This is a genomic window from Sphaerimonospora cavernae, assembly GCF_042435035.1.
GTDB classification, from domain to species: domain Bacteria; phylum Actinomycetota; class Actinomycetes; order Streptosporangiales; family Streptosporangiaceae; genus Sphaerimonospora; species Sphaerimonospora cavernae.
The window spans coordinates 75,588-100,503 of record NZ_JBHMQT010000036.1; the positions used below are offsets into that span (position 1 = coordinate 75,588).

Consider the following 24,916-nt stretch of genomic DNA (forward strand, 5'->3'; position numbering starts at 1 on the left):
TCGCTCTGGGGGGAACGGGCATCGGATACAACACGACATGATCGAGGATCAGGCCGTACCGATCAACCCCAGACAACGCCGCAGGTCTCGAGGACCTGTGAATGGACACTGCGTGGGGCCAGGTTGATCAGCTTGCCCTTCAAATTGGCCCATGCTCCTCTCCACCGGGTTCAGCTCAGGCGCATAAGCGGGCAGGCGGAAGACGGTGAGCCAATCGTCGTGAGCGTCGATGAAGGTGCGCATGGTCGGTCCGACGTGCGCGTTCAGGTTGTCCCAGACCAGCACGATCGGCCCGCCCAGCAGGTGATGCGCGGATCTCAGCAGCGACTGCAGGTCGGTGATGCCGATCCCCTTCTTCTCGCCCTTTCTGCCGTGGTAGGCGACGGCCCGGTAGATCAGCCGGCTCCGCTGCCCGGGCTTGACGCAGACCAGGCCGGCCAGCGACACCCGCCCCGAGCCCTTGCCGGTGACGCAGACGATCGGGGTCTGGCCGCGGCGGGCCCAGGTGCGGCCCCGCAGTGGTCTCAGGCTTTGGCCGGACTCGTCGGCGAAGCAGATCCACGCGTTCTGCTCGCGGGCGACGCTTTTATATGCGGCCAGGTCTCCTTCACCCAGGTGGTGATGGCCTCCTCGTCGCGTTCGGCGGCCCGGCGGATGGGCCGCTGGGGCGACCAGCCGATCCGATGCAGCAGGTAGGAAGTGCCGCGCGGGGTGTAGGAGACGCCGAATGCTCCTGGATCACGCAGGTGATCCGGGCCAGGGTCCAGCGCTGGTCGTCGCTCCAGCCGTGCGCCCCGGGGCCGGCGTCCAGCGCGGCCTCCAAGACGGTGATCTGTTCATCCGACAACTGGCAGGCTGACCCACCGGGGCCTTTGGAAGCCAGCGCCTGTTTGCCCCCGTCCTTCCAGGCGCGGTGCCACTCACAGGCCGATTTGCGGGTGACCCTGAGCCAGTGCGCCACCTGGGGCGGGGCGAGTCCTTCGGCGAACCTGTCGGCGGCGGCGAAGCGGATCCGCTCGCGCTTGGCCCGCGCCTGGGCCGACAGCCCACCTCCATCGGGGCACCTCAGCTGCAGCGCACACGTCACCGCGTTCGCCGAGATGCTCACCGGCCGCCACGGCAGCCGCCTTGACGCCTGGCTCGACGCCGCAGACACCGACGACCTGCCCCACCTGCAGTCCTTTGTCCGAGGCATCCATCGCGACTATGCCGCCGTCCTGGCCGGACTCACGCTGACCCACAGCAGCGGCCCCGTCGAAGGCAACGTCTGCCGCGTCAAGGCCCTCAAGCGGCAGATGTTCGGTCGCGCCAACCTCGATCTACTCCGTAAGAGAATCTTGCTCTCTTAGATCACCCAGATAGATCACCCAGATAGATCACCCAGAGTGATCGCGTCACGATCTTTGTGCCAGAGCCACAACCACTGACCACTCACCTGGGGATCCTCATGGCCGTTGGCAGCTTCCATAGCCCCTCTACATGGCATAGAGGATGGAACACAGAGCCGTCATGAAGCACGCCCGGGTGCGGCTTACCAGAGCATGGGACAGGTCCGTAATTCCCTACTGCCACCCTGCTGAACTTTCGCCATTAGGCGGCGATAGCGTCGCAGGTCACGTGGTCGGGGTGGAATAGCCCGGATCTACTGTGAGCTGCGGTGCTATCGGTTATCCGGGCCCGCCGGAACGCGATGATCATGTCGGTGACCGAGACGTAGCGCTTCTGCCGGTACCACGGAGCGCTCCGTCGCCGGGAGTTCAGGTCGTGGTCGGCATGCCCGGCCTGGTGGTACCAGAGCACCAAGATGGTCAGGTTCGCCAGCACGAACGGGGTGGTCCGCTCGACCGCCTTCGGCAGCCGAGACTGCGGGTCGCCCGCGCCGAGCAGGTCCTTCCCGTCCTTGATCGACTGTTCGATCGGCCAGCGGCTCGCGTACCGGGCAACAATGGCCTCGCCGGCAGCGGCCAGGTCGGTGGTGATCAGGGCGATCGTGTACGGCCTGGTCTCGTCCAGATCGCGGACCAAGACCAGACGGAGTGGGGTGCGGTGCAGGCTGCCCCACCGCAGGCAGGCGATGACCGCCATATCGACCTCCTCGGTCTCGCCGTAGCGGGTCACGGTGGTGCGCCGCCAGCGAGTGGTGGCGACGGAGGCGATCTCGGTCGCATTCCCCAGCCGGTCACCTTTCCAGGCCGGATGGCCACGCTTGCCGGTACGCGGCGGCTCGGGCCCGTACAGCACGGCGTTGCAGGCCAGGCGGGTGGTGAACGTCACGCGGGCAGGCAGATTCTTCCAGGCCGGTCCCCGATACAGTGCATCGCCCACCACGTGGATCGGGTGGTCGGGTAGCGCGGCGGCCAGCAGGTCCACCAGGGCGCGGGCCTGGACGGTCTTGGAGTCGGTCCCACCCCTGCCCGTGCGCTTGTCATGCGGGATATGCAGCCGAAACAGCACCGGCAGGCAGATCTGCCGGGCCAGGAACGGCACCGCAACGACGATCCCTAAGATCACGAAGTTGTTGCCCCGGCCGATGGCGTCCCGGCCCTTGGCCGAGCCGTCATGCTGGTACTTCGCGCCGTGCACCCGCCGGCCGTAGCGGTGGAACAACGTGTCATCGACCGCGACCGTGACCGCCCCGCCCACCGGCACGAAGGCCGCGACCACGGCACGGGCCAGCGCCAGCCCCACCTGATCCAGCTCCCACACCGCGCGGGAGAAGAACCGGTGCGCCCGAGACCAGTGCGACCCTTCCGCCAAGCCCGCCGCCGCCCACATCCCGGTCACCGTCCGCGCGCCCGGACTGCCCAGAATGCCGGTGACCAGCGCGGTCACCGTCGCAAACGACGGGCCGGTGAAACACGGCCGCAGTACGTCGAGCACGGCAAGCGACGAGGACGGCACGAACGACAGCATTCATGATCTTCTACCGGACATGGTGCGATCTGGGCAAGAATGGCTGCCATGACCCGCTCGCCGGCACCGCGCCCCGACCAGGCCACCCGAGACGCCGTCACCGCCCGGATCTTCGCCCACGCCCGCCGCAACTGGCCCAAGACCGAGGTCCTCGTCCGCCACCACGGCTCCTTCTGCTACGTCGCCGTCGTCGAACGCGGCCGGGATGAGCCCTTCACCGTTCTCCGCCTGCGCTACCAGGGCTCGGCCGACCACTGGCTGATCGGGATCTACAAGGCCAGCACAGAAACCTTCGCCGAGAACGAACTGCCCACCCGCTTCGGCCCGACCATCGGCACCCCCGAAGAAGGCATGGATCACACCCTCGGCTTCTGGGTCGCCCCACCAGCCCGCCGACCAGGCAGCTTCACGGAGCGTTACCGAAGACTCCTCCGGCGATCATGAAAATGGCGAAACTTCAGACTCTGAAGAGCGACCTATAATCACATGGTTGGAACTGTGACACTCATCCGAGGAGCCATGCTCAAACTTCAGGGTCTGGATTCCACATCTGAAGCTGTTTACCGCACTATGTTGCGACATCCCCGGTACGGAGCCGCCGCCTTGGCCCAAAGCCTCGGACTGACGGAGGATGTGGTCACCGGCGCGATGAAGAAGCTGAGTAATCTTGCTCTGATACGGCCGTCGACCAACTCCGACGTCCGAGTACAAGTAGTGAGTCCTCTTATGGACCTGGAGGCCCTGCTCTCCCGCCAACAGGCTGATCTAGCCGATCAGCAGCGTCGGATCGAAGAATCCCGAGCGGCCGTTACGCGGCTCATATCCGTGTACGCCGCCCCCTGTCGAGGGCCTGTGCAGTCCTTCGCGGAACAACTCGTCGGCGTACAGGAAGTCCGTGACCTGCTGGCTCTGCTCACCGAGCAGGTCAAGGAAGAGGTTCTCACCTTCGCGCCCGGAGGACCGCAGACACAAGAGAACATGTCCGCCTCCCGGCCACTCAACCGGCGACTCCTGCAGCGCGGCGTGCGCATGCGCACTATCTACCTCGACAGCATTCGGAACTGCAAGCACACGGTCGAGCATTCGGAATGGCTGACGGAACAGGGAGGAGAGGTTCGGACGGTTCCGTCGTTGCCAATCAGAATGATCATCTTGGATCGCTTGACTGCTGTCGTCGCCTCCGACAGCGATGACAGTTCCCAGGGGGCGGTACTCCTGACCGGCCAGGGAACACTGACCGCACTCTGCGCTTTCTTCGAGAGCGTCTGGGCCACCGGGCGACCCCTCGGTATCCCCGGCCCCCGAGACGTGAACGGCCTCACCTCTCAGGAGAAAGCCGCCCTCAATCTACTCGCCGCGGGACTCACCGACGAAGCCGTTTCCAAGCGTCTCGGCGTTTCTCCGCGCACCGCGAGGCGCATCTCGTCCGATCTCGTCGAACGCCTGGGCGCGCGCAGCCGTTTCCAGGCGGGGGTGCTCGCTGCCCGGCAGGGCTGGCTATGACCTCGGCATAAGCACCATCCGGCCGGAATAAACACGGCCAGAGCTTCGCCGATCGAGATCGGTCGCGCCACCACCGCTCAAGAACGCGGGCATCGAATGCCCGCGTTCTCGGTTCCGAGCCGTCAGACCTGGACGCGGCGGTCGATGGCGTCGACGATCTCGGCGATCGCCTGGTCGATCGGGACGCCGTTCTTCTGCTCGCCACTCCGGTAGCGGAAGGACACCGCGCCCGCCGCCACGTCGTCATCACCGGCCAGCAGCATGAACGGCATCTTGGCCTTCTGCGCGTTACGGATCTTCTTCTGCATCCGGTCGTCGGAGACGTCCACCTCGACCCGCACCCCGCGCTCGCGCAGCCGCTTGGCGACGTCCTGCAGGTACGGCGCGTGCGCGTCGGTGATCGGGATGCCGATGACCTGCACGGGGGCGAGCCACGGAGGGAACGCGCCGGCGTAGTGCTCGACCAGGACGCCGAAGAACCGCTCGATCGACCCGAACAGCGCCCGGTGGATCATGACGGGCTGCTGACGGCTTCCCTCGGACGACTGGTACTCGAGCTCGAACAGCTGCGGCAGGTTGAAGTCGAGCTGGATGGTCGACATCTGCCAGGTCCGGCCGATGGCGTCCCGGGCCTGCACCGAGATCTTCGGACCGTAGAACGCCGCGCCGCCCGGGTCGAGCACCAGGTCCAGCTTCTCGGACTCGGCGACCTCGCGGAGGGTCGCCGTGGCCTCCTCCCACGCCTCGTCGGAGCCGACGAACTTCTCCGGGTCCTTGGTGGACAGCTCCAGGTAGAAGTCGTCGAGGCCGTAGTCGCGCAGCAGGTCGAGCACGAACCGCAGCAGCGATGTGAGCTCGTCGCGCATCTGCTCACGGGTGCAGTAGATGTGCGCGTCGTCCTGGGTGAGGCCGCGCACCCGGGTCAGGCCGTGCACCACCCCGGACTTCTCGTACCGGTAGACCGTGCCGAACTCGAACAGCCGCAGCGGCAGCTCGCGGTAGGACCGCCCACGCGCCCTGAAGATCAGGTTGTGCATCGGGCAGTTCATCGGCTTCAGGTAGTAGCGCGCACCCTCCAGCTCCATGGGCGGGAACATGCCGTCGGCGTACCAGTCGAGGTGGCCGGAGATCTTGTAGAGGTTCTCCTTGGTGATGTGCGGGGTGTTGACGAACGAGTAGCCCGCCTCCTCGTGCCTGCGGCGCGAGTAGTCCTCCATCACCCGCCGGATGATGCCGCCCTTGGGGTGGAAGACCGGCAGGCCGGAGCCCAGCTCGTCGGGGAAGGAGAACAGGTCGAGCTCGGCGCCGAGCTTGCGGTGGTCGCGCTTCTCGGCCTCCGCCAGCAGGTGCAGGTACTCGTCCTGCTTCTCGCGCGACTCCCAGGCTGTGCCGTAGATCCGCTGGAGCTGCGGGTTCTTCTCGCTGCCCCGCCAGTAGGCCCCGCCCGAGCGCATCAGCTTGAACGCCGGGATGACCCTGGTGCTCGGCAGGTGCGGCCCGCGGCACAGGTCCTTCCAGCACAGCTCGCCCGACTTGGGGTCGAGGTTGTCGTAGATGGTGAGCTGCCCGGCGCCCACCTCCACGTTCGCGCCCTCGGCCGACTCGGCCGCGCCGCCCTTCAGCCCGATCAGCTCCAGCTTGTACGGCTCGGCCGCCAGCTCCTCGCGGGCGTCCTCGTCGCTCACCGGCCGCCGGTCGAAGGTCTGACCCTGCTTGACGATCTCGCGCATCCGCTTCTCGACGCGCTTGAGGTCGTCGGGGGTGAACGGCTCGGCGACGTCGAAGTCGTAGTAGAAGCCGTTCTCCACGGGCGGGCCGATGCCGAGCCTGGCCTCAGGGAAGATCTCCTGTACGGCCTGGGCCATCACGTGAGCGGTCGAGTGACGCAGGATCGCCCGGCCGTCGGGGCTGTCGATGGCGATCGGTTCGACGACGTCGCCGTCGCCGACCTCGGCGGCCAGGTCACGCGGCTCGCCGTTGATCCTCGCGGCGACGACGGACCTGCCGTCGGCGTCGAGCGCCTCCCCGGCCGTCGTGCCCGCCGCCACCACACGCTCGGCTCCGGCGAGGGTGATGCGTATTTCGAGGGCGGCAGACACGGTGGCTCCTTCGGCTGGCGTTCGTGCGCGTTCGCGCGGAAACGAATTCGCGGACATCCCGCCCGGACCGGCCTCCGCGAGATCCAGCGCCGGCGGGACTCCAGGCTTCGATGCTACCGGTGCCGCCGCCCCGATTTCGCGCGTAAATCTCCCGTCCGCCCACCTGCTCACCAACGGTGATGCACCTGGGGCCGGATCAGCTCGTCGTACACCCGGCGGACCGCGGCGTGCGTCTCGGCCGACAGGGGCGGCAGATCGGCGGCCGCGGCGTTCGCCCGGGCCTGCTCGGGGTTGCGGGCGCCCGGGATCACCACGCTCACCCCCGGCTGGTCGATGATCCAGCGCAGCGCGAACTGGGCCATGGTCATGCCCCGGGGAACCAGCCCCCGGATGCGGTCGACCGCCTGCAGGCCCACGCCGTACTCCACCCCGGAGAAGGTCTCGCCGACGTCGAAGGCCTCGCCCTGCCGGTTGAAGTTGCGATGGTCGTTCTCCGCGAAGACCGTCTGCGGGCCGTACCGTCCCGACAGCAGTCCGCTGGCCAGCGGGACCCGGGCGATGACGCCGACGCCGGCCTTCTCGGCCGCCGGGAGCACCTCGTCGAGCGGCTTGAGCCGGAACGCGTTGAGGATGATCTGCACGGCGGCCACGTTCGGCCGGGCGATCGCGGTGAGCGCCTCCCCGACGCTCTCCACGCTGACGCCGTAGGCCGCGATCGCGCCCTCGGCCACCAGCGTGTCGAGGCCGTCGAACACCGCGTCGTCGTCGAACACCGCGCTGGGCGGGCAGTGGAGCTGGACCAGGTCGAGCGTGTCGACGCCCAGGTTGGCGCGGGAGCGGTCGGTCCAGGCGCGGAAGTTGCCCAGGGTGTACGCCTCGGGCGTCTGGAGCATCCGCCGCCCCATCTTGGTGGCCACGGTCAGTCCGGACCGCTCCCCGAGCAGCCTGCCGATGATCTTCTCGCTGCGGCCGTCCCCGTACACGTCGGCCGTGTCGATGAAGTCGACCCCCGCGTCGACGGCCGCGTGGAGGGTGGCCAGCGCGTCCGCCTCGCTGACCTCGCCCCAGTCCGCCCCGAGCTGCCAGGCTCCCAGCCCGACGACGCCCACCTGTCTGCCCGTCCTGCCCAACACCCGCTGTTCCATGTCGTTTGATCCTAATGTGGGCCGATAGGGACGATCATCCGGCCAGGTGGCGGGCGAACCAGTCACGGGCGAGACCCGCGACCGACTCGAGCGTCCCCGGCTCCTCGAACAGGTGCGAGGCACCCGGGACGATCTCCAGGCGGGTCTCCGCGGTGAGCCGGCCCATCGCCTCCATGTTGAGCTCGATGACGATCGGGTCGCGTTCCCCGACGATCAGCAGCGTCGGCTGCCTGACCGAGGCGAGGGCGTCTCCGGCCATGTCGGGCCGGCCGCCCCGGGAGACGACGGCGCGCACCGTGGCCGGGCGGGCCGCCGCCGCCACCAGGGCGGCCGCCGCGCCCGTGCTCGCGCCGAACAGCCCGATGCCGAGGCCCCGGGTCGGCACGTCCTCCGGCACCCGGTCGGCCAGCGCCGCCACCCGCCCGGCCAGCAGGCCGATGTCGAATCGCAGGTGGCCGGTATGGGCGTCGGCGCGCTCCTCCTCGACCGTGAGCAGATCCGCCAGGACGGTCGCCAGTCCGGCGCGCTGCAGTTCACGGGCCACGTAACGGTTGCGGGGGCTGTGCCGCCCGCTTCCGCTGCCGTGCGCGAACAGCACGACCCCCTGCGCCGGCCGCGGCACCACGACATCGGCGTCGAGCACGACGTCCCCGGCCGGGATCCGGACGCTCACCTCGACAGCGTTCATGCTCTCCCCCTTGCCGTCACCCCTCGGCAGGTCAGAACGCCTTACCCCGTCCAGACGGCGACAAACGCGCGACGGCTTCCCGGACGATCATGCCGGAACCTCAGAAAGCCTTGGCATCCATTTAGATCGACCGGACAAAAGTGGACGATAGGGACCATCAAGGATGGGCAGAGGTCCCCAAAGAGTCAACGGTCGAACAGGCTTCCGAGAGCGGCCGTGCGGACGGGCAAGGTGAAACATGCACTGGCCAGAGGAGCTGACGGAGACCCCGGATCTGCACGGGGCCTATCCACGGCTGAGCCGGGCCCAGATCGAGCGCCTGGGGGCGGGCGGTGCGCGGCGGCCGATGAGCCGTGACGATGTGCTGTTCACCGAGGGCGCGCTGTCCGACAACCTCTTCGTGGTGCTCGACGGCAGGGTGGCGATGGTCGAGGAGTACGGCACGGCCGACCATGTCGCCGCCGTCCACGGCCCGGCGCGGTTCCTCGGCGAGATGAACATGCTGACCGGCCTGGTCGGACATCAGACGGCGGTATGCGCCGAACCCGGCGAGGTGCTCGCCGTGCCGGTGGACGAACTGCGCCGCGTGATCGGGCGAGATGCCGAGGTGGGGGATCTGATCCTGCGCGCGTTCGTCATCCGCCGGTCGATGCTCACCGGGCTCGGCACCGGCCTGCGGATCGTCGGTTCCCGGTTCTCCGCCGACACCCGCCGCCTGCGCGAGTTCGCCGTACGCAACCGCCTGCCGCACAAGTGGATCGACCTGGAGGAGGACTGGGAGGCCGAGTGCTTCCTGCGCGCGATGGGCGTCGCGCCCGAGGAGACGCCGGTCGTGATCCTGCGGTGCGAGACGGTGCTGCGCAACCCGAGCAACGCCGAGCTGGCCGGGGCCGTCAGCCTGCCGGCCCCGCGGACCTGGGAGACGGTGTGCGACCTGCTCATCGTCGGAGCGGGCCCGGCGGGGCTCGCCGCCGCGGTGTACGGCGCGGCCGACGGCCTGTCGACGATCGTGGTCGACACGGACGCGATCGGCGGCCAGGCCCGCACCTCGCCCCGGATCGAAAGCCACCTCGGATTCCCGTACGGAATCTCCGGGGAGGAGCTGGCCGATCGGGCGGTGACCCAGGCGACCGGGCTCGGCGTCCGCTTCCGCCTCCCTGCGGAGGCCGCCGCACTCGACGGAAGCTGCGGAGACCACGTCGTCACCACACGGGACGGCGCGATGATCCACGCTCGTGCGCTGCTCGTCGCCACCGGAATCCGCTACCACAGACTGCATCTGCCGGACATGGAGAGGTTCGAGCGCACGAGCGTCTACTACGCGGCGACCATGTTCGAGGCGCGGGAGTGCCGGCGGGATCCGATAGTGGTCGTGGGAGGAGGCGACTCCGCCGGGCAGGCGGCCCTGTTCCTCGCCGCGCACGCGGCGTGGGTCCGCCTGCTGGCCAGGGAGGGCGACCTGCGGGTGAACATGTCCCGCTATCTGGCCGTCGAGGTCGAGCGCGACCCGCGCATCCAGGTCATGCTGAACACCGAGGTCCGGGAGCTGTCCGGTGGGGAGAGGCTGGAGTCGGTCGTGGCCGAGGACAACGTCACCGGGGAGCGCCGCACGGTCGAGGCACGCGCGTTGTTCGTCCTCATCGGCGCCGAGCCGCACACCCGGTGGTTGTCCGGCGAGATCTCCCTCGACCGCCGCGGATACGTCCTCACCGGCGCGCGTGCCCTCCGCTCCCATCCGGCGGAGGGCCTCAGCCCCGGCCGGCCGTTCCCGCTGGAGACCAGCAGACCCGGCGTGTTCGCGGCCGGCGACGTGCGCAGCGGCTCCGTCAAGCGGGTCGTCTCGGCCGCCGGAGAGGGCGCGATGGCGGCGCGCCTGGTCAACGAGCACCTCCGCTCGGCTACCTGAGCCGCGCCGGCGCCGACCCGCATGCTCCACATGACGGCGCCGACCCGCATGCTCCGCATGACGAGGGGCGAGCCGATGACCGGCTCGCCCCTCTCACCGCGCGTTCGCTCAGTCGTCGTCCGACGACCACTGGCCGGAGCCGAACTCACGCATCTGGCTGCCGGGCAGCTGCTGGACGAGGTCCTTGCCGGACATCTTGCTGACCACCGGAGAATTGGCCTGCGGGTGGAGGAAGATGTCCTGCGGCTCCTGCTGGCCGGCGGTCTGGACGACCGGCCCCTCGGTTCCCTGCTGACCCGCCGGACCGGCCTGGGCTGTCTGGGCCGTCTGGGCGGCGGGCGCCGCCTGCCCGGCGGGGCCCTGCGCGGCCGGAGCGGGCTCCTGCAGGCCGCCGGTCACGAGGGACCCGATCTTCCCGTTCTTGTCCTTCAGCAGCTTTTCCACTGCCGTGCTGGCGACGAGCTCCGGCTGGTCCGCGTTCTGCATCGCGAAGGACGCGACCTGCTTACCAGGTGAGGCGTCGGTGACGGGGTGCTGGTCGGCGGGAGTGCCGACCGGCCCGGCAAGCAGGGCAGCCGCGATTATTGCAGTGCAGATAGGCATGAGATTTCCCCCGAAATGGTGGACGGTACATTCATGACGGTAAGCGCCTCATGTCGGGCGATCACGGACCCGATGCCCAGTGTCCGGTCAAAGAAGGGAATCGCCCACTTCACTCGCCTCCGAACAACGCGACGAGGGGCGGCCCGTCACCTGCGGCTCACCCCTCGTAGCAACTCTGGATGCCGGCTCTCAATTACTTCGGCATCAGCACGCTGTCGATCATGTAGACGGTGGCGTTGCGCGTGACCACGTCGCCGCACACCACGTTCGCGTCATTGATCTTGAAGCTCTGTCCCGAACCGGTGGTGGTGAGCTCCCCTCCCTGCACAGTCTTCAGCTTGCCGCTCCGCAGGTCGGCCGGCGTCTTGCGTCCCTTGACCACGTGATAGGCCACGAGAGCGCTTAGCGCCTGCTTGTTCCCCATGAGACGGTCGAGCTTCTTCTTCGGGACCTTGGTGAAGGCTTCATTGGTGGGCGCGAACAGCGTGAAGTCCTTGCCCTTGTTGAGCGTGCGGGCCAGGCCCGCGGTCCGCATCACTCCGGAAAGCGTCGAAAGCGACGGGATGCCGGAGATGGCCTTGCCGACCGGCTCGCCGGCCACGGAGGCCGGCACCTCGGAGCAGGCGGCGCCGAACGGCGAGGCCGAGGCCGAGGCGGAAGCGGACGGGGACGCCGAAGCCGTGGCCGAAGCCGTGGCCGACCCGGTGGCCGACCCGGTGGCCGACTCGGTGGCTGAGGCACTCGCCTCGTCGCCGGGCGTACCGGTCGCCGTGTCCGTAGCCGTCTCGTTGGCCGCGGCCGGTGCCGCGGCGTCGCTCTCGCCTCCGCTGCCGTCACTACCGCAGGCCGTGGTCAGCGTAAGCAGCGCGGCCAGGGCGGCAAAGGCGAGAAGTCGCGTCTTCATCGAATCTCCCTGTGGTGGGGTGGCGCCCGCGGGCCGCGGGTGGCAGGTGCAAGGGTGCGGAGAGGAACCGGACGCCCGCCCCCGCGGTCCGCGGAACTCACCCGCCGATCAGTCGACCGGCGGACGGATCAACGCGTTGCCCGCGCCCGGTGGTCTGCGCCCTTGTACGAGGGCCACGACTTCGCCACCTGATGCCCCTTGATTTCAGGCATGGCGAACGACTTCTTCGACGAGTCGAGCGTCGGGTTGAGCACGAGGTCGTACGCCTTCGGAGCGCGCCCGCTCCGACCCCACTCTGCAGGGAAGGTGAACTTCCCGGGGAAGAAGTCGTCGTCGGACTTCTTGTCGGCGGCCACCTGCGGACCCTCCGCGGGCGCGGGAGCGGCGTTGGAGTTGTTGGCGGGCGGCTGGAACATGAAGGCGGGCCCGTCGTCGTCCGCGTCCTCCTGCTGCTGCGGGGCCTGCTGCGGCGCCTGCTGCTGGTCTCCGGACTGTTGCGGGGCCTGCTGCGGGGCCTGCTGCGGCTGCTGCATCCCGGCCTCCTGCAGCCACGGCGGCTGCATCGGCTGGAACATCGCGGGCTGCATCATGCCGCCCGGCTGCTGCATCCCGGCCTCCTGCAGCCACGGCGGCTGCATCATGCCACCGGGCTGCTGCGTCATGCCCGGCTGCTGTGTCATGCCGGGCTGCTGCGGTTCGCCGGGCTGCTGCATCGTGCCCGGCTGCTGCATCGCGTTCTGGGGCTGCTGCTGCGCCCCGGCCTGCTGCAGCCACGGCGGCTGCATCCCGAACTGCGGTGCTCCGTACATCTGGCTGCTGTAGGGGTCGTTGTTGGTGTAGGCGCCCGGGCCGGCGTCCTGCGGTGTGGCGGCCGCCGGGCCCGCGAGCAGGGTAGCGGCGAGTATGGCAGTGCAGATTGGCATGAGACTCCCCCGATGTCGTGGAAGGTACGAGCAAGACGCTAAGCGGCCGACCATGGATGATCACGCGTCCGACGCTCAATGTCGGGTCAAACCTGAGGATCAGCCCCTTCATCCCGCAAAGATCTACAAACCACGGCCTGCCACCTGGTTCGCGCGCGCCCGGTGCGCCGTTTCCTCCAGGTACCGGACGGGCACCCCCGACATATGCGACTGCTCGACAACACGCTGCCACTCCTGCTGAACGGGTACGCCTGGCTGCCGGGCCTGCGCCGCCGTGCCGGGTCGGACATCGTCCACACCAGAGTCCTCGGGCAGCGGGCGGTGGGCCTGTGCGGGCCGGACGCCGCGCGTTTCTTCTACGACGAGGAGCACGTGGCGCGTCGGACGGCCCTGCCCGGCCCGATCAAGAGCACACTGTTCGGCCACGGCGCCGTGCACACGCTCGACGGCCCGGCACACCGGCTGCGCAAGGCGATGTTCATGTCGCTCATGACCGAGGACACGATCGGAAGCCTCGCCGATCACACGCTCGCCGCGTGGGACGAGACGGTCTCCTCATGGCCGGCCGAGCGGGACGTGGTGCTCTTCGACGAGGCGTCCCGGCTGCTGACCCGTGCCGTGTGCCGGTGGGCGGGCGTCCCCCTGTCCGACGCCGACGTGCCGGCCGCGGCATCCGACCTGGTCGCGATGGTCGACGGATTCGGCTCGGCGGGGCGGCGGCACTGGCGGGCGCGACTGGCCCGGCGACGGCGCGAGGCGTGGCTGGCCGCACTGATAACGGATGCGCGCCGAGGCGCCCTCACCGCGCCGTCCGGCTCGGCGATCGACGTGGTGGCGCATCACGAGGACGTCGACGGCAGGCGGCTCGAACCCCGCGTAGCCGCGGTCGACCTGCTCAATGTCCTGCGTCCCACCGTGGCCATCTGCTGGTTCGTCACCTTCATGGCCCACGCGCTGCATCGATGGCCCGAGCATCGTGCCCGGCTGACCGGCGCGGCCGACAGCGGGGCGAAGGCGTTCCCCGACGCGTTCGCCGAGGCGTTCGTCGACGAGGTCCGCCGCTTCTACCCGTTCACGCCGTTCGTCGGCGGCCGGGCCGTACGTGACCTGTCCTGGCGCGGGGAGCCGATCCCCGCGGGGGCGCTCGTGCTGCTCGACGTCTACGGGCAGAACCACGACTCCCGGCTCTGGGCCGAGCCGTACCGCTTCGATCCCGACCGGTTCGTGGGCCGTCGGATCGGCGCGTTCGATCTCATCCCGCAGGGCGGCGGCGACGCGAACACCGGCCATCGCTGCCCCGGCGAGGCGATCGTCATCACCCTGATGCGGGTCCTCGCACACCGCCTGGCCGGGCTGGACTACCGAGTTCCCGGGCAGGATCTGACGATCTCCCTGCGGCGGGTGCCGGCGCGGATGGCGAGCGGGTTCGTCCTCAGGCCCGAGCGCGTCCGGGTCAGTCCGGCAACTGGATCTCGATCGGTATGACGATCGGCGGCCGGTCCGGGGGCCCGGTCTTGGCCGTCTCCCGACCGCACCGGGTCACACGGACCACGCCGCCTGACCGTGGACGACGGCGGCGCCCGGCTTCGAGCACGCCGGGCGCCGCCGGACGCGTCATGACCGGCGGTCTTCGCCCGAGACGGCGCCGGCCAGCGGTTTACCCGTCTCGATGAGCGACTTCAACCGCATCAGGTCCTGCTGCAGTTTTCGCGCCGGGTCGGCCCCCAGCAGCGTCGCCATCGCGTGCCCGACCGCGCCGACCACCGGGTTGTAGGCGAGCCGGACCTCGATCCGGCAATGGTCGGCCCCCTCGGGCGTGAGCCGCAGTGTGCCCGTGTGGGCGATGAGCCTGCCCTCGGTGGTCCGCCAGGAGATCTCCCGCCCCTCCTCGCGGCTGGTCTCGGCCGCCTCGAAGCCGATGGGCACCCCGGCAGGTCCCGAGATCACCCAGTGCGACCGCCGCCCGTCGTCGGATCGCCGTACCTCCAGCACATCGGGCATGCACTTGGCGAAGACGCTGTAATCGCTCAGCAACGGCCACACGTCCTCGGCCGGCGCGGCCACCGAGATCGCGTCCTCGATGTCGACGGCACGGCGGCCCGCGCCGATCCCGCTGAGCCGCTTCAGCGGAAGGTTCGTCGCGGCACGCGCGCCCAGGACCGCGCAACCGGCCCGCACCATCCAGGCGAACGGCCCAGGCAGTCGCCCGGACATCGCCCAGGTCGCCGCCGCGGCGGACCCCGCGAGGAACCTCGCGGTCGGCGACCAGCACTGCTGGAAGATCTCGGGTACGCGCTCCCTCGGCCGGCTGCCCCCTTGCAGCTGGATCACCCCCTCGGCGTCGTGGTGGGCGGTCCAGCTCGCCCCGACGTCTTTGACGCCGGGAATCCGCGCCACCGCCCGGCGGGCCCGGCGGGTCTCGCGTTCCAGCACGTGGCCGGCGAGAGTCACGTGACCATCCGCGACGTGGACCTCCACCGCGTGCGGGTGGCTGACGTGCCGGCCCAGCTCCGCGCGCACGCGTTCGGACAGCACCCGGTCGTCGACGTTCCTTCCCACGAAGCGATAGCGGATCCCCGCGACCGCGCCCCGGCTGCGATTGGTGAAGTCGCGGGCGAGGATGCCGAGCCAGCCCCTGGATCGATGCACCCCGTGCACGGCCTTGTCGCGCACTCGGGCCCGGCGGGTCCGGCCGAGATTCGGGTCGAGCAGATACTCCGTCAGTGCCCCGGCGCAGGCGCCCAGCCCGGCCGCGCCCGCGGTGCTCGACAGTGACGCCCCGCGTTCGATCACGGTGACCTGCCCGTCATGTCGCCCATGTCCTGGACGATCAGCCATACGCATGGTAACCACCCCCATGCGCACGGGCCTACCCAGTGACCGGCGGACGATTCCGGACGATTCCGGTCGATCCGGCGATTCCGGTCGATCCGGCGACTCCGGCCGACGGCGCGCCCCGGGCGTCACTCCTCGGTGCGGTCGCGCAGCTTCTCGACGACCTCGGCGGCGGCGCGGCCAATGGGGCCGGGGATCACGTGGCCCGGGCTGGCCTCGAAGCTCGCCTCGTCGAGCAGGTCCTTGACCATCTGCAGAGCGATGCGGTTGCGGTTGGGGGTGCCCTGCCGCAGTGCGTCGAACAGCTTGCGCACCTGGTGGCTCTTCACCTTCGCCGGCAGCGGCGGTTCGTGCTGGTCGACGACGCACTCGACGATCACGGGCCCGTCCCACGACAGCGCCTCGCGCATCTGGCCGGCGCAGGCGCGTGGATCCTCGATGCGCGCCCCGCGGGCGCCACAGGCCTCGGCGAACTTCACGAAGTCCATCGGCGCGAGGTCCACGCCGTACTCGGGGTTGCCGAGGAACACCATCTGCTCCCACTTGATCAGGCCCAGCGTGTTGTTCTTGATGACCACGACCTTGATCGGCAGGTTGTGCTGCACCGCGGTGAGGAAGTCGCCGAGCTGCATCGTCATCGACCCGTCTCCGGTGAAGACCACCACCTGCCGTCCCGGATAGGCCGCCTGCGCCCCGATCGCGTACGGCAGGCCGGCGGCCATCGAGCAGTTGGTCCCGGAGAAGGAGAACAGCTGGCCGCGCCGGGTCCTGATCTGCCGGGCGACCCAGGTCGTGACGGTCCCGGAGTCGCCGCAGACGATCGCGTCGTCCGCCAGCGCGTCGTTCAACGCCCAGGCGGGGACCTGCGGCTTCATCGGCAGGTCGGTACGCGTACCGCGCGCCTCCATCAGCGCCCACCACTCGCGCATGCCCTCCTGGGCCTTCGCCAGGAACGCGCGGTCGTCGTTGCGCGGCAGCATCGGCAGCAGCGCGGCGAGCGTCGCCCGGGCGTCACCGGCCAGCGGGACGTCCACCGGGTGGCGCAGGCCGAGCCGTTCGGGCCGGTCGTCGATCTGCACGCAGACCGCCTGCCCCGGCGAGGGGTAGTACTCGATGTACGGCATGGTGGAGCCGACGATCAGCAGCGCGTCGCACTCCTCCAGCGCCTCCTCGCTGGGGCGGCTGCCCACCAGGCCGATCGGCCCGGTGGTGTAGGGGCTGTCGTCGGGTACGCAGTCCTTGCCGAGCTGGGCTTTCACGATGGGCGCGGCGAGCCGCTCGGCGACCGCCTCCAGTTCCTCCCCGGCTCCGCGCGCGCCCGCCCCGGCGAGGATGACGATCCGGGTCCGCCCGGCGAAGACCTGCGCCGCCTCCTCCAGGTCCTCCCGGCACGGCACCCGGATCGGCGGCCGGTGCGCCGTGGAGGTGTGGCCCTCGACGTTGCGTCGGAAGCGGGTGCCCGAGTCGGCCGCCGCGGCCTGGTAGTCGATCGGGAACGACAGGTGGGCCGGTCCGCGCTGGGTGAGCGCGGTGCGGACGGCGTAGTCGGTGACGTTGATCACGTGGGCCGGGCCCATGATCCGCTGGTTGTAGAGCGCGACGTCGTTGAACAGGTAGTCGGTGTTGACGTCCTGCAGGTAGCTGGTCCCGACGAGGTCGTGGTAGGTCATGCCGCTGATGGCCAGGATCGGCGCCTGCTCGGTCCGCGCGTCGAGCAGGCCGTTGAGCAGGTGCGCGGCGCCCGGCCCCGAGGTGGCGAAGCACACGCCGAGCCGCCCGGTGAACTTGGCGTACCCCACGGCCGCCATGGCGGCGACCTCCTCGTGCCGGACGTGGACGTACCTGAGGTCGTCGTGCCGCTTGTGCAGCGCGTCGACGAACCCGTTGATGCCGTCGCCGGGCAACCCGAAGACCGTGTCCACGCCCCATGCGATGAGCCGGTCGACCAGGACGTCCGAGGCGGTGCGCTCTTGGCTCATGTCGAATCCTTCCGCTGCTCACGTATCGCCAGCGCGAGCACCTCGGCGAGGTGCAGCGCGGTCCGGCCGGTCCCGTCCGCGATCTGGCCGCGGCAGCTGAAGCCGTCCGCGATGATCAATGTGTCCGGCGGGCACTCCCGCACCGCGGGCAGCAGCACCCGTTCCCCGGCGGCCATGGAGACCCGGTGCCGCTCCCCCGCCTCGTAGCCGAAGCTGCCGGCCATGCCGCAGCATCCGGCGTCGGGGATCTCCAGGTCCAGCTCCATCGCGCGCAGCAGCCGCCGATCGGCGTCGAATCCCATGACCGCGTGGTGGTGGCAGTGCGGCTGGACGAGCGCGGCGCGGCGCAGCCGGGGCACCGCCCAGTCGGGGGCGTGCCCGGTCAGGAACTCCGACAGTGTGAAGCTCTGCGCGTGCAGCCGCCGCGCGTCGAGGTCGCGCGGCAGCAGGTTGGTCAGCTCGTCGCGGAAGACGGCCAGACAGCTCGGCTCGAGCCCGACCAGCGGGATCCCCGCCTCCAGGTACGGGCGCAGCCCGTCCAGGACGCGCCGCAGATAGCGCCGGGCGAGCCGCAGCATGCCGTAGTCGTACAGCGGCCTGCCGCAGCACGGCGTCCCGCCCGGCCCGTTCACCCCGGGCACGACCACGCGGAAGCCGGCCGCCTCCAGCACCTTGACGGCCGCGACCGCGATCCCCGGCTCGAAATGGTTGGTGAACGTGTCCGGCCACAGCAGCACCGGCGGGCCCGCGGCGTCCGGCCCCCGCCGGGCCCGGGCCGCGAACATCCTGGTGAAGGTCCGCCGGGCGAAGCGCGGCACGTCGCGTTCCGGAGCCACCCCGGCGGCGAGCTTGACGAGGCGGTGCAGCCCCGGCGCGTGGGTGACGGCGTTGACCGGCCCCGGCACGCGCGAGGCCAGCCGCGCCCACACGTCGATCAGTCCGAGCGCGTACGCCTGCCGGGGCCTGAGGCGTCCGGCGTAGTAGTGGTGCAGGAACTCCGCCTTGTAGGTGGCGATGTCGACCCTGACCGGGCAGTCACCCCGGCAGCCCTTGCAGGCCAGGCAGAGGTCGAGCGACTCCTTGACCTCGTCGCTGCGCCACCGGTCCCTGATCGGCCCGGTGGCCTCGCACATCTCCTGCAGCAACCGGGCCCGGCCCCGGGTGGAGTGCTTCTCCTCCCTGGTCACCATGAAGCTCGGGCACATGACGCCGCCGCCGGTGCGGCGGCAGGTGCCGACGCCGAAGCAGCGGCCGGCCGCCTCGGTGAAGCTGCCCCCGTCCTGGGGGAAGGCGAACACCGTGGCCGGCTGCTCCGGGCGGTAGGCCGTGCCCTCCCGCAGGTGCGCGTCCAGCGGGTACGGATCGATCAGCTTGTGCGGGTTCAGCCGGCCGTCGGGGTCCCACAGCCGTTTGAACTCCTCGAACGCGCGCATCAGGTCCGGCGGGAACATCCGGGGCCACAGCTCGGCCCGGCCGTGCCCGTCGCCGTGCTCCCCCGACAGCGACCCGCCGTACGAGACGACCAGGTCGGCGGCCTCCTCCATGAACCGCCGGTACTTCCGCACGCCTTCGGCGGTGCGCAGGTCGAAGTCGATGCGGCAGTGGACGCATCCGTCGCCCCAGTGGCCGTAGAACACGCCGTCGTAGCCGTACCGGTCGAGCAGGTGGACGAAGTCGCGCAGGTACGGCCCGAGCCGTTCCGGGGCGACCGCGGCGTCCTCCCAGTTCGGCCAGCCGCCATGGCCGCCCAGACCGACCGGCATCCGGGAGGTGCCGGCCGAGTTGCTCCGGATCTCCCAGACGGCGGCGACCTCGTCGGGATCGTCGTAGAACCGGTGGCTCGGCGGTGCGTGGCCGTTCGGGTACGACCGGATGCCCAGCGTGGCCAGGGCGCGGATCAGCGCCCGCGCGGCCGCGTCGGCCTCGCGTCTGGTGCGCCCGCCGAACTCCATGAGCAGCCACGCCTCGCCGGGCGGCAGCAGCCGCGCGTCCCGCGCGGCGGGAAAACGCTTGGCCCGCAGGTTGTCGACGACGTGGCGGCTGGTGAACTCCAGCCCGATGGCGCCGAACCCCAGCAGCCACGGCACGTCGTACCCGGAGGACGGGATGTCGGGGTAGCCGAGCACGACGAGCGACCGGTGCGGCGGGGACTCCACCAGGCGGCAGGTCGCCTCCAGCGTCAGCGCCAGCGTGCTCTCCGAGCCGACCAGGGCGCGGGCGACGTTGAAGCCGTTCTCGGGCAGCAGCGCGTCCAGGTTGTAGCCGGACACGCGGCGCGGGATGTCCGGCATCCCATCCCTGATCACCTGCGCGTAGGCGTCGCGGATGCGCCGCAGCCCGGCGTAGATCGCCCCGCGCCGGCCGCCGCCCATGATGATGCGCTCCAGCTCCGCCTCGCCGGTGGGGCCGACCCGCATCCGGGTGCCGTCGTAGGTGACGATCTCCAGTTCGTCGATGTTGTCGACCGTCTTGCCCGCCATGACCGAGTGGGTTCCGCAGGAGTTGTTGCCGATCATCCCGCCGAACGTCGCGTGATCGTGCGTGGCCGGGTCCGGCCCGAACGTCAGTCCGTACGGCTCGGCCGCGTCGCGCAGCGCGTCGCAGATGACGCCGGGCTGGACGCGTGCCGTGCGACGCTCCGGGTCGAGGCCGACGATGGCGTCCATGTGCCGGGTGAAATCGAAGACCACGGCGCCGTTGACGCTCTGCCCGGCGAGCGAGGTGCCGCAGCCGCGGCCGAGCACGGGCGCCCCGAACCGGCGGCACACCGCCAGCGCGGCCTCGACGTCGCCCGCGTCGCGCGGCAGCACCACGCCGACGGGCACCTGACGGAAGATCGACGCTTCGTGCGCGTACATGGCGCGGTCGCCGGGACCGAACCGCACGTCGCCGGCGACGGCACGATCGAGCGCCGCGCGCAGCTCCTCCGCGTACGGCGGCTGCGGCGGATTCCTCATATCGGCGTATCCCGTCATCTCTCAGAGGGGATCCCCCGGCCGGGACAAAGGCACGGCGGAAACGCGCGCATGAGACGGCAAAGGCAGGCCGCCGTAACAGTGATCCACCCAGATGGGAAGATCTACACACACGGGGTCAAATCGCGGGAGCCGACCATTCGATGAGGGGAGGGCGGACGGCCGCGCACAACGGCTGTCCGCTGGAGTCGGTCAGGCCCAGGCGTCCCACCAGCAGCCCGGTCTTCACCGCGGTGTCCAGCACGTCCGGCAGGATGGCGTCGAACCACAGCTTCGCCCGCCGGAACATCGAGAACGCCCCGGCGTCGTCCACCGTTCCCCACGACAGGTACACGAACCGGCCGCCCGGTCTGCCCTGCACGTACGGTCCGCGGAGATCCCACCCGCTCTCTTTCACCATGGCGGTGGCCTCCAGTTCCCAAACCGCCGCCGGGGCATCCCCTGGGTGTAGCTCGAGAAGCTCATCCCGGCGATCCCGCCGTTGCACTCCGACGTGAATGTTGCGGTACCCAGGGAAATCCGGCGCCTGACCGCAGTCCCGGCCCGGCAAGTGGGACGCCTCGATGCGAAGCAGCACAGCCCCGTCATCCAGCGCACCCGGGTTCACTCGGGGTGGAGCGTGCCGTCGAGCAGGCCCTCGAATCCGATCCGCAGGAGATCGTCGCTGACCGTCCTGAGCTCGCGGACCGCGTCCTCGTAGGCGAGCAGCCGCCGGAAGGCCTCGCCGTACTCCCGCTGCTCCTCGATCGGCAGCCGGGGCAGCCGCGCCCGGCGGGGATCCATCCGGACCGAGGAGCCGAGCCGCACGCTCGTCTCGCCGGTGACGCGCAGGCAGCCGGCGAGATAGTACGGATCGAGCCGGTCGGGGTCCACGCGGAACAGCAGCAGCCGGGGGCCGAGCACCACGGGAGGGCCGGCCACGACCCGTGCCGCGGTGTTCTCACCGGGGATGAGCGGGGCGACGACGTCCCCCTCCCGGGTGAACACCAGTCCGGGCTCGTCGCAGGTGCGCCCGCTGGGGGCGCGGCCGCGCACGAGGTCCTTGACGGTCAGCACGGGCAGGTCGCCGGTCTCCTCCGCCAGCTTGAGCGGGCCCTGGCCGATGCTCACCACCCCCGCCCTGGACAGCTCGCCGATGCTCGTCAGCGGCAGCTCGCGCCGTACCGGCAGCGGGGTCAGCTTCGGGACCTCCAGCCGGGAGATCGCCTCCCGGGCGCGCTCGCGTACCCCGGTGAACGGCTCCGCCCGGGTCTGCCGGCTCACCCGGTGTGCGGGGGTGAGCGCCACCTCCTCGTCGAGCAGGTCGATGATCCGCACCACGCGGCTCGCCTCCGGAAGCTCCGGCGGCCCGGTTTCCGTGCGGCTCGTGTACGCCTGCCAGGCGCCCTCCACGACGGCGAAGTCGTCTCCGGCGTTGACCATGAGCACGTCGGAGGCGGGCGGGTCGCCGGCCTCGGGCCGGCGCAGCACCCACAGGTCGGGTGCACCGCTGGAGGCGGGGGCCGCGCCGGCCGACAGGGTCACGATGGCGCGTAGCGCCCCGGCTCTGAGCAGGTTGCCGCGGACCCGGCGGCCGGATCTGCGGCTGGCCGCGACGCCCGGCATCATGATGACGACGAGCCCGCCGGGGCGGACATGGGACAGGCAGTGCTGCACCCAGGCCAGCTCCGACTCGCCGCGCGGCGGCAGGCCGTACTCCCATCGGGGGTCGCTGGTCAGCTCCTCGTATCCCCAGCCCCGGTCGTTGAACGGCGGATTGCAGACCACCGCGTCGACCAGCTCGTCCGGGAACGCGTCGGCCCGCAGCGAGTCGCCGTCGCGGACGGCCGCTTCGACGCCGTGCAGCAGCAGCCTGACCGCCGTCAGGCGGGCCGCCGTACCGTTGACGTCCTGGCCGAGCGCGCGTGCGGCGCCCGAGGCGAGCAGAAGGGTGCCGATGCCGCAGGAGGGATCGAGCACGGTCTTCCCGGCGGTCGCGGCCAGCCGGGCCATCAGGGCGCCCACGGGTTCGGGGGTGGCGAGCAGCCGCCGGGCGTGGACGTCGATGTAGCGGGCGCAGATCGCGTCGAACGTGGCGGCCGGTCCCTCCTCGGCGCCCACCTCGGCTATGGCCCGGATCAGCGACGGGTCGACACCGAGCTCGTGTGGCAGCTCGCCGGGCGGTTCGGGCACCACGGCCGCGACCGAGCCGGGCAGCCGCGACAGCATCTCGTCGTCGGTGAGACGGGCCAGCTCGCGCCAGGCGGCGGGATCACGTTGCAGGTAGAGCAGGAATGCCCCGGTGTAGACGACCACGTCGCCCAGGCGGAGATCGTCGCCGACGGCCCGCAGTCGCTGCCAGACCCGTTCCAGGGGCGCCACCTCGACATGCCTGTTGTGCTTGCGCAGCCACTGCTCGATCTCCGCGAGGGAGAAGGACGGGCTGCTCGCGGTCCCGCCGACCGGCCGAGGGAAGTCGTCGAACCGCTTGCGCCAGTTGCTCACCGCGGCCCTGCCGACGTCCGCGATCCGGGCGATGTCCGCGGCGTTCACCATGACGTCGTCACGCATCAGCGGCCATCCTCGTCGCGGGCACCGGGGAAACCTCTCATGGTCACCAGCATGCCAGGTCATGGGCCAGGTATGCGCAACAGGCGAAAGGGGATCTGACGGCGGTTCACGCGCCGAGGCGTTGTCGACCCCGCTGCCAGGCATTCGTCACGCATTAGCATGAGGCGAATCGCTCACAGAGCCCACTGCGAGGGCCGACGCCCTCGGTATCGAGACAGGTGGGGCACCGCTAATCATGCTGAAGCTTGACCGGCTGGTGAACGTCCTCGGCGGCTACGGGGCCCGGCTGTGCTGCGCGCCCGCCTCCCGCGACGTGGCGCTGCGCAGTGTGGTCGTGCACGACCCGACCGACCCGCGCGCCGCGACAGGTGACGTGTTCCTGTCGGTCGGCGTGGACTCCGCCGCCGAAGCCGTACGGCTCGCCCGGTCGGCGCGCGCCGCCGCGGTGCTGGTGCGCGGGACTCCGCCCCTCGATGAGGAGGCCCTGGCACAGGCGCGCGACAGCGGGATCGCGGTGCTGCTCGTGGAACCCGCGGTGTCCTGGAGCCAGCTCTTCGGCGTGGTGTACGGCCTCGTGCTCGAAGGCCGGGAGACCGACGCCGGGCGGGGACCGACCGATCTGTTCGCCTTCGCCGACTCGCTCGCCGCCGAGATCGGCTCCCCGGTGACGATCGAGGACCAGATGTCCCGGGTCCTGGCGTACTCCCGGGCCCAGCAGTCGGCCGACCCGGTGCGCCTGGAGACCATCCTGGGCCGCCGGATTCCGGACGCCATGCACCATCTGCTGGAGCGCAAGGGCGTCTTCGCGCATCTGCGCGCCTCCGACGAGCCGCTGTTCGTCGAGCCCTCGCCGGAGCACGGACTACGCGGCCGCATGGTGGTCGCCGTACGCGCCGGGCGCGAACTGCTGGGATCGATCTGGGTCGAATGCGAGCGCCCGCTGTCGGGCGCCCACCGGATCGTCCTGGACGACGGCGCGCGGGCGGTCGCGCTGCATCTGCTGCGCTCCCGGGTCAGCGCCGATCTGGAACGGCAGGTCGAGTCCGACCTCGTCATCCAGTTGCTGGAGGGGACGGCCGACGCCCTCGCGGTGATCAGCCGGCTCGGCCTGCCCGCAGGACAGTTCCGGGTGATCGCGCTGCAGGCGCACGTCGCCGACGAGCGGCACGCCGCGATCCTGCTCGCCTACGAACGCGCCACCACCGGCTTCGGCTGGTCGCGGCCGGGCCGCAGCGCGCTGTTCGGCAACACCCTTTACACCGTGCTGCCCTGCGCCGCCGACGCCACGCCGGCGCATGAGTGGCTCACCTCGATCACGGGCGTCCTGCCCCGGCAGGTCACCGTGTACGCCGGCATCGGCGGGGCGGCCGAGCCGTCCCAGCTGCCCGCCGGCAGGCAGGAGGCCGACGAGAGCCTCGCCCTGCGCGCCTCACGGCCCGGCAGGGCCGCTGCCGTCGTCTATGACGAGTCCTGGGACGAGATCCTGATGCAGCGCCTGCGGGCGGCCGCCGCCGCCGGACGCGCCCCCGCGCGCGGGCCGGTCGCCGACCTCACCCGGTACGACACCGAGCGCGGCACGCGCTACATCGCGACGTTGCGGGCCTGGCTGGAGGCGCAGGGCGACCTTGCCGCCGCCGCCGATCGCCTCGGCGTCCACCCCAACACCGTGCGCTACCGGCTCAGGAAGATGGCCGAGATCACCAACCTGCGGCTCGACGTGCCGGAGAAGCGGCTCGCCATGATCATCGCGCTGGCCGTGCACCAGGACAGCCGCCCCTGAGCCGGTGCCCGACGGCGTTGTCCGCGCGGAACAAAGGCCGTGGTCGCACTTGTCCGACGCGGACAGTACATCGCCCTCTCACAGCAGCGATCCTCGGTGAAAGGCGGAAAATG

20 protein-coding genes are annotated in these 24,916 nt (G+C 70.6%); 6 read left to right on the forward strand and 14 right to left on the reverse strand.

The annotated features are described in order from the left end of the window. Nucleotides 1-48: 48 nt before the first annotated feature. A complete protein-coding gene (locus tag ACFHYQ_RS16720; RefSeq protein WP_446746301.1) occupies nucleotides 49-615 on the reverse strand; it encodes a transposase in 567 nt (188 codons plus the stop codon). Further along, entirely contained in the window at nucleotides 608-1,045 is a 438-nt protein-coding gene (locus tag ACFHYQ_RS29425) for a helix-turn-helix domain-containing protein (RefSeq protein ID WP_394302150.1), read from the reverse strand. Before ACFHYQ_RS29425 ends, ACFHYQ_RS16720 begins: the two co-directional genes overlap by 8 nt. Here ACFHYQ_RS29425 and ACFHYQ_RS29430 point away from each other — a divergent pair. After that, nucleotides 939-1,349 (forward strand): transposase, encoded by a 411-nt coding sequence (locus tag ACFHYQ_RS29430; RefSeq protein WP_394302074.1) that lies wholly within the window; start codon nucleotides 939-941, stop codon nucleotides 1,347-1,349. The genes ACFHYQ_RS29425 and ACFHYQ_RS29430 overlap by 107 nt on opposite strands. 241 nt (nucleotides 1,350-1,590) lie before the next feature. Here the strand turns inward: ACFHYQ_RS29430 and ACFHYQ_RS16740 are convergent, their stop codons facing one another. Beyond that, nucleotides 1,591-2,913, reverse strand: a complete 1,323-nt coding sequence (locus ACFHYQ_RS16740; protein ID WP_394302075.1) for an IS701 family transposase — start codon at nucleotides 2,911-2,913, stop codon at nucleotides 1,591-1,593. A 48-nt stretch (nucleotides 2,914-2,961) separates the two neighbouring features. Between ACFHYQ_RS16740 and ACFHYQ_RS16745 the strand changes: the two genes are divergently transcribed. Both ACFHYQ_RS16745 and ACFHYQ_RS16750 read left to right on the forward strand, forming a co-directional pair. Beyond that, nucleotides 2,962-3,357 (forward strand): hypothetical protein, encoded by a 396-nt coding sequence (locus tag ACFHYQ_RS16745; RefSeq protein ID WP_394302076.1) that lies wholly within the window; start codon nucleotides 2,962-2,964, stop codon nucleotides 3,355-3,357. 75 nt (nucleotides 3,358-3,432) lie between these two features. Next, a complete protein-coding gene (locus tag ACFHYQ_RS16750) occupies nucleotides 3,433-4,416 on the forward strand; it encodes a LuxR C-terminal-related transcriptional regulator (protein WP_394302077.1) in 984 nt (327 codons plus the stop codon). 122 nt (nucleotides 4,417-4,538) lie between these two features. Here ACFHYQ_RS16750 and thrS read toward each other — a convergent pair whose 3' ends face one another. From thrS to ACFHYQ_RS16765, 3 genes are all read right to left on the reverse strand, one after another. Further along, nucleotides 4,539-6,515 carry a threonine--tRNA ligase gene (gene thrS, locus ACFHYQ_RS16755; RefSeq protein ID WP_394302078.1) on the reverse strand — a complete coding sequence of 659 codons (1,977 nt, stop codon included), beginning with the start codon at nucleotides 6,513-6,515 and terminating at the stop codon, nucleotides 4,539-4,541. 167 nt (nucleotides 6,516-6,682) lie between these two features. After that, the gene (locus tag ACFHYQ_RS16760) at nucleotides 6,683-7,660 is read right to left on the reverse strand and encodes an aldo/keto reductase (RefSeq protein ID WP_394302079.1); all 978 of its coding nucleotides are present in this window, start codon (nucleotides 7,658-7,660) and stop codon (nucleotides 6,683-6,685) included. A gap of 34 nt (nucleotides 7,661-7,694) precedes the next feature. Further along, complete coding sequence (locus ACFHYQ_RS16765) at nucleotides 7,695-8,348, reverse strand: dienelactone hydrolase family protein (protein WP_394302080.1); 654 nt, start codon at nucleotides 8,346-8,348, stop codon at nucleotides 7,695-7,697. Nucleotides 8,349-8,586: 238 nt separating this feature from the next. Here ACFHYQ_RS16765 and ACFHYQ_RS16770 point away from each other — a divergent pair, with 238 nt between their 5' ends. After that, a complete protein-coding gene (locus ACFHYQ_RS16770) occupies nucleotides 8,587-10,254 on the forward strand; it encodes an FAD-dependent oxidoreductase (protein ID WP_394302081.1) in 1,668 nt (555 codons plus the stop codon). Between the two features lie 108 nt (nucleotides 10,255-10,362). On the opposite strand, the gene ACFHYQ_RS16775 is transcribed toward ACFHYQ_RS16770, so the two are convergent. From ACFHYQ_RS16775 to ACFHYQ_RS16785, 3 genes are all read right to left on the reverse strand, one after another. After that, nucleotides 10,363-10,857, reverse strand: coding sequence for a hypothetical protein (locus ACFHYQ_RS16775; protein ID WP_394302082.1), 495 nt, complete (start codon nucleotides 10,855-10,857; stop codon nucleotides 10,363-10,365). 193 nt (nucleotides 10,858-11,050) lie between these two features. Continuing rightward, nucleotides 11,051-11,761 carry a fasciclin domain-containing protein gene (locus tag ACFHYQ_RS16780; RefSeq protein WP_394302083.1) on the reverse strand — a complete coding sequence of 237 codons (711 nt, stop codon included), beginning with the start codon at nucleotides 11,759-11,761 and terminating at the stop codon, nucleotides 11,051-11,053. 128 nt (nucleotides 11,762-11,889) lie between these two features. Continuing rightward, nucleotides 11,890-12,684: a hypothetical protein gene (locus ACFHYQ_RS16785; RefSeq protein ID WP_394302084.1), complete on the reverse strand. Its 795-nt coding sequence runs from the start codon at nucleotides 12,682-12,684 to the stop codon at nucleotides 11,890-11,892. A 204-nt stretch (nucleotides 12,685-12,888) separates the two neighbouring features. Here ACFHYQ_RS16785 and ACFHYQ_RS16790 point away from each other — a divergent pair, with 204 nt between their 5' ends. Then, nucleotides 12,889-14,169: a cytochrome P450 gene (locus ACFHYQ_RS16790; RefSeq protein ID WP_394302085.1), complete on the forward strand. Its 1,281-nt coding sequence runs from the start codon at nucleotides 12,889-12,891 to the stop codon at nucleotides 14,167-14,169. A gap of 129 nt (nucleotides 14,170-14,298) precedes the next feature. On the opposite strand, the gene ACFHYQ_RS16795 is transcribed toward ACFHYQ_RS16790, so the two are convergent. From ACFHYQ_RS16795 to ACFHYQ_RS16815, 5 genes are all read right to left on the reverse strand, one after another. After that, the gene (locus tag ACFHYQ_RS16795) at nucleotides 14,299-15,522 is read right to left on the reverse strand and encodes an SRPBCC family protein (protein ID WP_394302086.1); all 1,224 of its coding nucleotides are present in this window, start codon (nucleotides 15,520-15,522) and stop codon (nucleotides 14,299-14,301) included. Nucleotides 15,523-15,647: 125 nt separating this feature from the next. Beyond that, on the reverse strand, nucleotides 15,648-17,498 hold the full coding sequence (locus tag ACFHYQ_RS16800) for a thiamine pyrophosphate-dependent enzyme (protein ID WP_394302087.1): 1,851 nt from the start codon (nucleotides 17,496-17,498) through the stop codon (nucleotides 15,648-15,650). Further along, the gene (locus ACFHYQ_RS16805) at nucleotides 17,495-20,455 is read right to left on the reverse strand and encodes an FAD-binding and (Fe-S)-binding domain-containing protein (protein WP_394302088.1); all 2,961 of its coding nucleotides are present in this window, start codon (nucleotides 20,453-20,455) and stop codon (nucleotides 17,495-17,497) included. The genes ACFHYQ_RS16800 and ACFHYQ_RS16805 overlap by 4 nt, the downstream gene beginning before the upstream one ends. A gap of 136 nt (nucleotides 20,456-20,591) precedes the next feature. After that, nucleotides 20,592-21,080, reverse strand: coding sequence for a DUF5990 family protein (locus tag ACFHYQ_RS16810; RefSeq protein ID WP_394302089.1), 489 nt, complete (start codon nucleotides 21,078-21,080; stop codon nucleotides 20,592-20,594). Then, nucleotides 21,077-23,023, reverse strand: coding sequence for an HsdM family class I SAM-dependent methyltransferase (locus ACFHYQ_RS16815; RefSeq protein ID WP_394302090.1), 1,947 nt, complete (start codon nucleotides 23,021-23,023; stop codon nucleotides 21,077-21,079). Before ACFHYQ_RS16815 ends, ACFHYQ_RS16810 begins: the two co-directional genes overlap by 4 nt. A gap of 235 nt (nucleotides 23,024-23,258) precedes the next feature. Between ACFHYQ_RS16815 and ACFHYQ_RS16820 the strand changes: the two genes are divergently transcribed. Beyond that, nucleotides 23,259-24,803, forward strand: a complete 1,545-nt coding sequence (locus ACFHYQ_RS16820) for a PucR family transcriptional regulator (protein WP_394302091.1) — start codon at nucleotides 23,259-23,261, stop codon at nucleotides 24,801-24,803. Nucleotides 24,804-24,916: the final 113 nt, after the last annotated feature.